The 6,806-nt window shown below is 60.6% G+C and carries 6 protein-coding genes; 5 read left to right on the forward strand and 1 reads right to left on the reverse strand.

The window, feature by feature from the left end; translation table 11 throughout:
• From EAH84_RS15545 to crtI, 5 genes are all read left to right on the forward strand, one after another.
• Positions 1 to 232 (forward strand): integrase core domain-containing protein (locus tag EAH84_RS15545; RefSeq protein WP_140871468.1); only part of this gene is annotated, 232 nt, incomplete at its 5' end.
• A 554-nt stretch (positions 233 to 786) separates the two neighbouring features.
• On the forward strand, positions 787 to 1,887 hold the full coding sequence (locus EAH84_RS15550; RefSeq protein WP_140872882.1) for a PAS domain-containing protein: 1,101 nt from the start codon (positions 787 to 789) through the stop codon (positions 1,885 to 1,887).
• Positions 1,888 to 1,890: 3 nt separating this feature from the next.
• A complete protein-coding gene (locus EAH84_RS15555; RefSeq protein ID WP_140872883.1) occupies positions 1,891 to 2,343 on the forward strand; it encodes a response regulator in 453 nt (150 codons plus the stop codon).
• A gap of 441 nt (positions 2,344 to 2,784) precedes the next feature.
• Complete coding sequence (locus EAH84_RS15560) at positions 2,785 to 3,408, forward strand: LuxR C-terminal-related transcriptional regulator (RefSeq protein ID WP_140872884.1); 624 nt, start codon at positions 2,785 to 2,787, stop codon at positions 3,406 to 3,408.
• 235 nt (positions 3,409 to 3,643) lie between these two features.
• Positions 3,644 to 5,305, forward strand: a complete 1,662-nt coding sequence (crtI, locus tag EAH84_RS15565; protein ID WP_241656661.1) for a phytoene desaturase family protein — start codon at positions 3,644 to 3,646, stop codon at positions 5,303 to 5,305.
• Positions 5,306 to 5,440: 135 nt separating this feature from the next.
• Here crtI and EAH84_RS15570 read toward each other — a convergent pair whose 3' ends face one another.
• Complete coding sequence (locus EAH84_RS15570; RefSeq protein WP_241656662.1) at positions 5,441 to 6,694, reverse strand: DUF3422 family protein; 1,254 nt, start codon at positions 6,692 to 6,694, stop codon at positions 5,441 to 5,443.
• Positions 6,695 to 6,806: the final 112 nt, after the last annotated feature.

Here is a 6,806-nt window from a genome sequence, read left to right on the forward strand (position 1 = left end):
CATCAGTATGGACGGCAAGGGCTGCTGGCGCGACAACGTGTTCGTTGAGCGCCTTTGGCGCTCGGTGAAATACGAGGAGGTATATCTGCACGCCTACGCATCGGTCCCCGAGGCCCGCGCCGGCATCGGCCGATACTTCGCATTTTATAATGGCATCCGGCCGCACTCAGCTCTTGGCGGCCGCACGCCCGACCAGATATACTTCGACCAGCCGCTTCTCGCAGCGGCATGATCAACCAGCGGCGATCCACTTATCCAAGCCGCGAGCCTGTGCAGACGACCGGAGCCACCTCTATCTGCCGCGTGCGGACTTCCGTGCTCACGGTCGATATCGTCCGCGGCTCAACCTGCTGTCCTGCCGCCATGATCTTTTCATTCCGTTCGTTAGCGCCTGCGACGCCAGCGTTACGCGCGGGGATGTGCGTGGTCGACAACAGTTTCGACAGCCGGATCAACGGAGAGCAGCACACGTTTTTTGTCGGTTATTCAATTTGGGGGAACAGCCGCCACGATCGGCCTCGCGATCATTGGGTGCTGCGGTCGTGACTCTTTTATTCCGAACGCAATCGATAGTCCGTTGAATCCAGATCGGCATTCGGACCCAATTACGAATGTTCGGACCGCTGTCATGTTCGCCTAGGATCGAACGCTCGTTCAGGCGTCGGATGTTGCACAAACTGGCAGATAGCGGAGGAGGTTTAGGTTGCGTAATACGCTGGATTGTTGTCAGACTTTGTCGTCTGAACGTTGAGAGCCGCCGGTCGTCTCCACGGATAGGAGAGCGACGTGAAGCAGCGCGACAACTGGCACCTGACCGACTCCGTCGACCATGAGAGCGGCGAGGGCGATCCGTTTGCCGCCGCCGTGCGGGCGACGCGGATGCCAATGGTCATTACGGATCCGCAGCTGCCCGACAATCCCATCATCTTCTGCAACGAGGCGTTTCAGAGGCTCACCGGTTACGAGCGCGACGAGATCGTGGGACATAACTGCCGTTTTCTCCAAGGCCCGGCTACCGATCCCGGCGGCGTGGAACGGGTTCGAAATGCCATTCGCGAAGGAGCACCGGTCGACGTCGACCTGCTGAACTACCGTAAAGACGGCAGCACATTCTGGAACGCGCTCTATGTCAGCCCGGTCCGCAACGAGGCAGGGGTGATCCAGTTCTACTTCGCCTCGCAGATGGACGTAACCGACCGGGTCGAGGCACAGAAGACGATCGCTCGCCAGAAGGTAGAGATCGAGCGCGAGGTTGAAAGCCGCACGGTCGCATTGAAGGACGCTCTCGAGGCCAAGACTCTGCTGCTCCACGAGGTCGACCACCGCGTGAAGAACAACCTGACGATGATCGGGTCGCTGCTCCGGTTGCAGGCCCGGACGATCGACGATCCCGTCATCAACGCTAAGCTCGAAGCCATGCTCGAGCGGGTCGATGCGCTCGCCACGGTACATCGTCGGCTTTATCAGTCGGACGATGTAACAAAGTTCGATGTCGGTGCGTTTGCGGCTAATCTGGTGTCCGACGTGGTCGGCGCAAGCGGACGGGAGGATATCGTGGTCCATACCGATATCGATGCCATAGACGTGCCGTCGAACCACGCCGCAGCGCTCGGTTTGGTTCTGAACGAGGTCGTGACTAACGCGATCAAGCACGGCTTCAAAGACGGACGCGCGGGCAAGCTGGTGGTGCGCGCGGAACATGCGAACGAGAATGCGAGGATCATCGTCACCGACGATGGACCGGGCTTCCCCGATGACGCGGACGGGAGCGGCGGCTTGGGCTGGACCCTGATCAAGAAACTGTCCCGCCAGGTCGGCGCTACTACGGAGTGGCAGCGGGCCGACCCGGGAACCGCGGTAGTGATTACGTTCCCCGTCGGAAGCTGACAGATGTGCCCGCAGCCCAAAACGCTGGAGTTCCTGATCGTCGAGGACGAAGCGCTTCTTGCGATGGATATCGAAGCGATTATCGAGGACTGCGGACACCACGTCGTCGCCGAAGCCGCTTCGCTCGCCGACGTCGAGGCGCTTCACATGATAGCCGCGCCCGACATTGCGCTGGTCGACGTGCAGCTCGCGCTCGGTTCCAGCGGTCTGGACGTGTCCGCCTTAATCCAGACGCGCTGGCGCGGCACTGTCATTGTCTTCTTGACAGCCAATTCTGCCAAGCTACCTGCCGACTTCGCGGGCGCGCACGGTGTCATCGCCAAACCGTTCTCTCGCAATGGACTAAAATCAGCGATTCGCTACATTCAGGAAGGCGTGATAGCCCCGCCGCCCGTCTCATCGCGTCCAGACAGCTTCAAAGCGGCTCCAGCCATTTGCGAACGTTGGCGCTGCTGAATGATCTTAGGTGATCGTTCGTGAGCGAAGTTGACCATAGGGCGTCCTCATAACGGCTAATCGGTGTTAATGCCGTCGCTCAGCCAATGCCGTTCCGCAGTTTCTGGGCGTCATATCCCTTAGTCAGAATGTATGTTCGCGCGGATGACTGATCACTTCGGCTATGGCTGTGATGGCTGCCCTGCCAACCTGCATCAACTACGACCCAGTTCCCGTCGTTCACGGCGGCGTGAGCGCCTCCAGAAACCTGCCATTCGTTCAGGGGCGGCTTAACGGCTGGAAATGAGCCGTGTGTGGACGGGCAGGTTGGGGAAGGGTTTGCGGAGAGCTGCCCCGCCGCCTGAGACGAATACTGCAGCTGTCCACGGTCCCCAAGAATTCGGGTGCCACAACGTCTCACCGCCGGTATGCAAGCCTTGATGCATCGGACCCGCATATAATATGGCGCAACAGGTCGTTGTTCTTCCGTCGAGAGATCGGCATTTCCGCCTGGTCGCCGACAGTCCGATTCCATCTGTCATCAGCGATCCACGGTTGCCCGACAACCCGATCGTCGCCTGTAATGACGCCTTTTGCGACCTGACCGAGTATCCGGTCGAGGATGTCGTCGGGCGCAACTGCCGCTTCCTGTCAGGCCCGGCGACCGAGCCCTGGCTGACCGAGGAGATTCGGCGCGGCGTGCGTGAGCATCATCCGGTGCTCGTAGAAATCTTGAACTACAAGCGCAGTGGCCAGCCCTTTCGGAACGCCGTTCTGGTCGCGCCGATCTACGACGAGCAGGATGCCTTGTTGTATTTTCTCGGATCGCAGGTCGAGATCGATGCCGGGGCTCCATCCCCGTCGAGCATGCGCCGAATCCATGCGGCCGAAATGGTGAAAGCGCTATCGCGTCGACAAGGGCAGGTCTTGAAGCTCGTCGCCGACGGGCTGCTCAACAAACAGATTGCAGCCGAACTCGATCTCGCCGAAAAGACGATCAAGATGCATCGTGCGATCCTGATGAAGCGGCTTGGCCTTCAGACGACGGCCGATCTGATCCGCCTTGCCGTCGAGGCAGGTCTCTGACGACCAGCGCGCCGATACAGCACAAAGCCCGTATCGCCCGGACATGAATCGCGACCGATAAGGGGCGGGCAAGCACAGCGGCTTTGCCGCGCCTCGACCAGAACATTGTGGCGCAGGCCTTTCAGCTAAGCGCATCGGTCGCAGTGCAGCACCTTTTGCTGTCGCGCTGGAAGGTAGACCGGTTGCACCGACCCGAGTCATCAAATCCGATGCCCCTAAGAGTTGAGACCTCTCCATGATGACACGCCCCACCGCGATTGTGATCGGCTCGGGCATCGGCGGCATCGCTTGCGCGATCCGCTTGCAGAGCCTCGGTTTCGACACACGCATCGTCGAGCAACTCGACGATGTCGGCGGGCGCGCCTATGTCCGCCGCGCAGAGGGATTCACGTTCGACATGGGGCCGACCGTGTTGACCGTCCCGCATTTCATCGAGGAGCTGTTCTCGCTCGAGCGCGACGTGGCGATGCTGACGGCGCCAGACTTTCCAGCCGACGTCTTCGCCGACGGACAGCGCATCCGTTCCGGCATCAGCGGCGGGTTCAACACGAGCCGCTATCTCGATATCGTGCCGATCCTGCCCTTTTATCGGATCTATTTCGACGACAGCACCTTCTTCGATTACGACGCCGATCCGGTGAACGTTCGCGCGCAGATCGCGCGTCTCGCGCCCGAGGATCTCGACGGCTATGACCGCTTCCACGAAGCTGCGCGCGCGATCTTCCAGCGCGGTTTCCTCGAGCTTGGCTACACTTATTTTGGCAGCCTCGGCTCGATGCTCGCGGTCGTACCCGATCTGTTGAAGCTGGGCGCGGTGCGGCCTTTGTTCTCGCTCATCAGCAAATATTTCAAGAACGACAAGATGCGGCAGGTATTCAGCTTCGAACCGTTACTGATCGGTGGCAATCCGCTGAAGGTGCCGGCGATCTACGCGATGATCCACTTCGTCGAGAAGACCTGGGGGGTTCATTACGCGATGGGTGGCACCGGCGCGCTGGTCAAGGCGCTGGTCGCCAAATTCGAGGAATTGGGCGGAACCGTGCAGCTCAACGCCGAAGTGGCGCGGATCGACGTCGAAAAACGCGGTCGCCAGCGCGTCGCGACCGGGGTTTCGCTCGCGTCGGGCGAAACGCTGGCGGCGGACCTCATCGTCTCCAACGCCGATTACGCGACCACGTACCTGCGGTTGATCGACAAGGCGCATCGGCGGATCAACCGCGATGCCGTGGTCAAGTTCCGCAAGCAAAGCATGTCGCTGATGGTCATCTATTTCGGCTATGAGAAGCGCGACGGCGACCCCGATGTGCGCCACCATAATATCATTCTCGGGCCACGCTACGAAGAGTTGCTGACCGACATCTTCGAACGCAAAGTCCTCGCCGAGGACTTCTCCCAATATCTGCATATCCCGACGCTGACCGACCCTAGCTTGGCACCGCCCGGCCATCATGCGGCCTACACCCTGATCCCCGTGCCCAACACGCTGGGCGACATCGACTGGGATGCGGTGGGCGAAGGGTTTGCGGACAAAGTGCTCAATTTCCTCGATGACCGCGGCTACATTCCGGGCCTGCGCGAGCGGCTGGTCTATCGCAGCTTCGTCACGCCCGATTATTTCGCGCAGACGCTGGGCGCGTATGCGGGCAACGGCTTCGGCGTGGAACCGCGGCTGACCCAGACCGCGTTCTTCCGCCCGCACAACCGCAGCGAGGATCTCACCAACCTCTATCTCGTCGGGCAAGGCACGCAACCGGGTGGCGGAACGCCATCGGTCATGATGTCCGCCAAGATGACCGCACGCGAAATCGCGCGTGATTACGCGGTCGATCCACGGATCGTCGCGGGTATGGGCTATCTCAGTCCCATGGACTTCGAGCGCCAAGCGCATGTAGCCTAACCTGGCGTCCATGGGACCGGCAGAAGCCCAGGCATGCAAGATGCCATCGAACGTTCGCCTATCTTCTTAATATCAAAGATCGCCAACCAACGCTGCTCCGCGCCCTTGTTGGTACGAAGGATAACTGAGAAATCGCTAACTGTGGAGGCGACGGCGAACCCGCCAAAGCGACAGCCCGACGATAGTCAGCACAATCGGCACCGACACCGCCACCGCCATTGTGTGGCGCAGATTTGGCACTGCTGCCAGAACGTAGCCAACCAGCCCCACCGTATAATAGCTGATCGCAACAACCGAGAGGCCCTCGACTGTCTGCTGCAATCGCAGTTGCAAGTCTGTCCTGCCGTCCATCGACGTCAGCAAATCTCGGCTTTGCTTAGCTAGCGCGATGTCGATTCGAGTGCGCAGCAGTTCGCTGGTCCACGCCGCCCGCTGGAGCAGATCCTCGATCCGCGACGAGAAACTGTCGCATGTCCGCACCGCCGGTATCAGCCGCCGTTCGGTGAAATCGGCGAGGCTTTGGAACCCTCGAATCGGAACGATGCACAGACTGTCGAGACGGTCCCTGCTAAGCTGTGCATAGGCCCGCGTTGCGCTCATCCGATAGCGGGTTTCGGCGGCAAGGCGGGCCAATTCCGCGGATAGGAAGGTCAGTTCGTCGAGCAACTGGTTGTCTTCAGATTTCCGTTCAGACACATTATGCGTCAGCCCGGCTAGCCGAAGTTCGAGTTCAGTTACCGACGGAGTCAGGCGCTGCGCGAGCGGCAGGCCTAGTAACGCCATGTTGCGGTAATTACCGAGCTCCTGCAGCCGCAGGACGAGCTGTGCCTGTTCGTCCCGCTCTAGCCCGCGATCTAGTATAAGCAAACGCCCGAAGCCGTCAGGGTTGAGCCGGAAGTCAGACATGACCCGCGCCAGCCCGTCAGCCACCTGACAGGCGACGATCGCGTCGGAGGCGAACCATTGCTCGAGCGCCGCCGGTCCCCGGTCCGGCGACGGATCGGCGATCAGGGCGACTTGGGTCGCGCGAATGATTTCGCCCGGCATTTCGGCCAACATGGTCGAAATCACGGGCTCGAACCTATTTGGATCGAACGACACCTCTGCCTCGCCGGGACACATCAATGTGTAGGTCGCGAACTCGGTATGCCGTTCCCACACCAAGACGAACCCGCCTATCTCAAGGACGCCATATTTGGCCGAGATCGGAACGATGACATCCCCCGCTTGAGCAAGCGTGTCGATGTGCGCTCGGGCATCGCGCGCCCCCGCTTCACCGAGGACCGTGACGATCTGAGCCATTCGGTACGGCGCAGCAAATCTCGGTAGCCGCCGAAGGTGCATTTCCTGCGACAGCGCGGCGCGCAACGGATGGTCGCGTAAGATCACTTGATCCCGTTCCTCACTCTCACGGTCGCACCCTTGGTTCGTTCTGGAGGAGAAGTCTTACCCCCGCCATCGACACTGACAGAGGTGGCTCCGGTCGTCTGCACAGGCTCGC

This window comes from Sphingomonas oligophenolica (assembly GCF_006438955.1).
Lineage (GTDB): Bacteria > Pseudomonadota > Alphaproteobacteria > Sphingomonadales > Sphingomonadaceae > Sphingomonas > Sphingomonas oligophenolica_A.

Excerpts from the sequence above, each read along its gene's own strand:
- EAH84_RS15555 (WP_140872883.1), top strand. The coding sequence starts at position 1,891 with ATGTGCCCGCAGCCCAAAACGCTGGAGTTCCTGATCGTCGAGGACGAA.
- EAH84_RS15560 (WP_140872884.1), top strand. The coding sequence starts at position 2,785 with ATGGCGCAACAGGTCGTTGTTCTTCCGTCGAGAGATCGGCATTTCCGC.
- crtI (WP_241656661.1), top strand. The coding sequence starts at position 3,644 with ATGATGACACGCCCCACCGCGATTGTGATCGGCTCGGGCATCGGCGGC.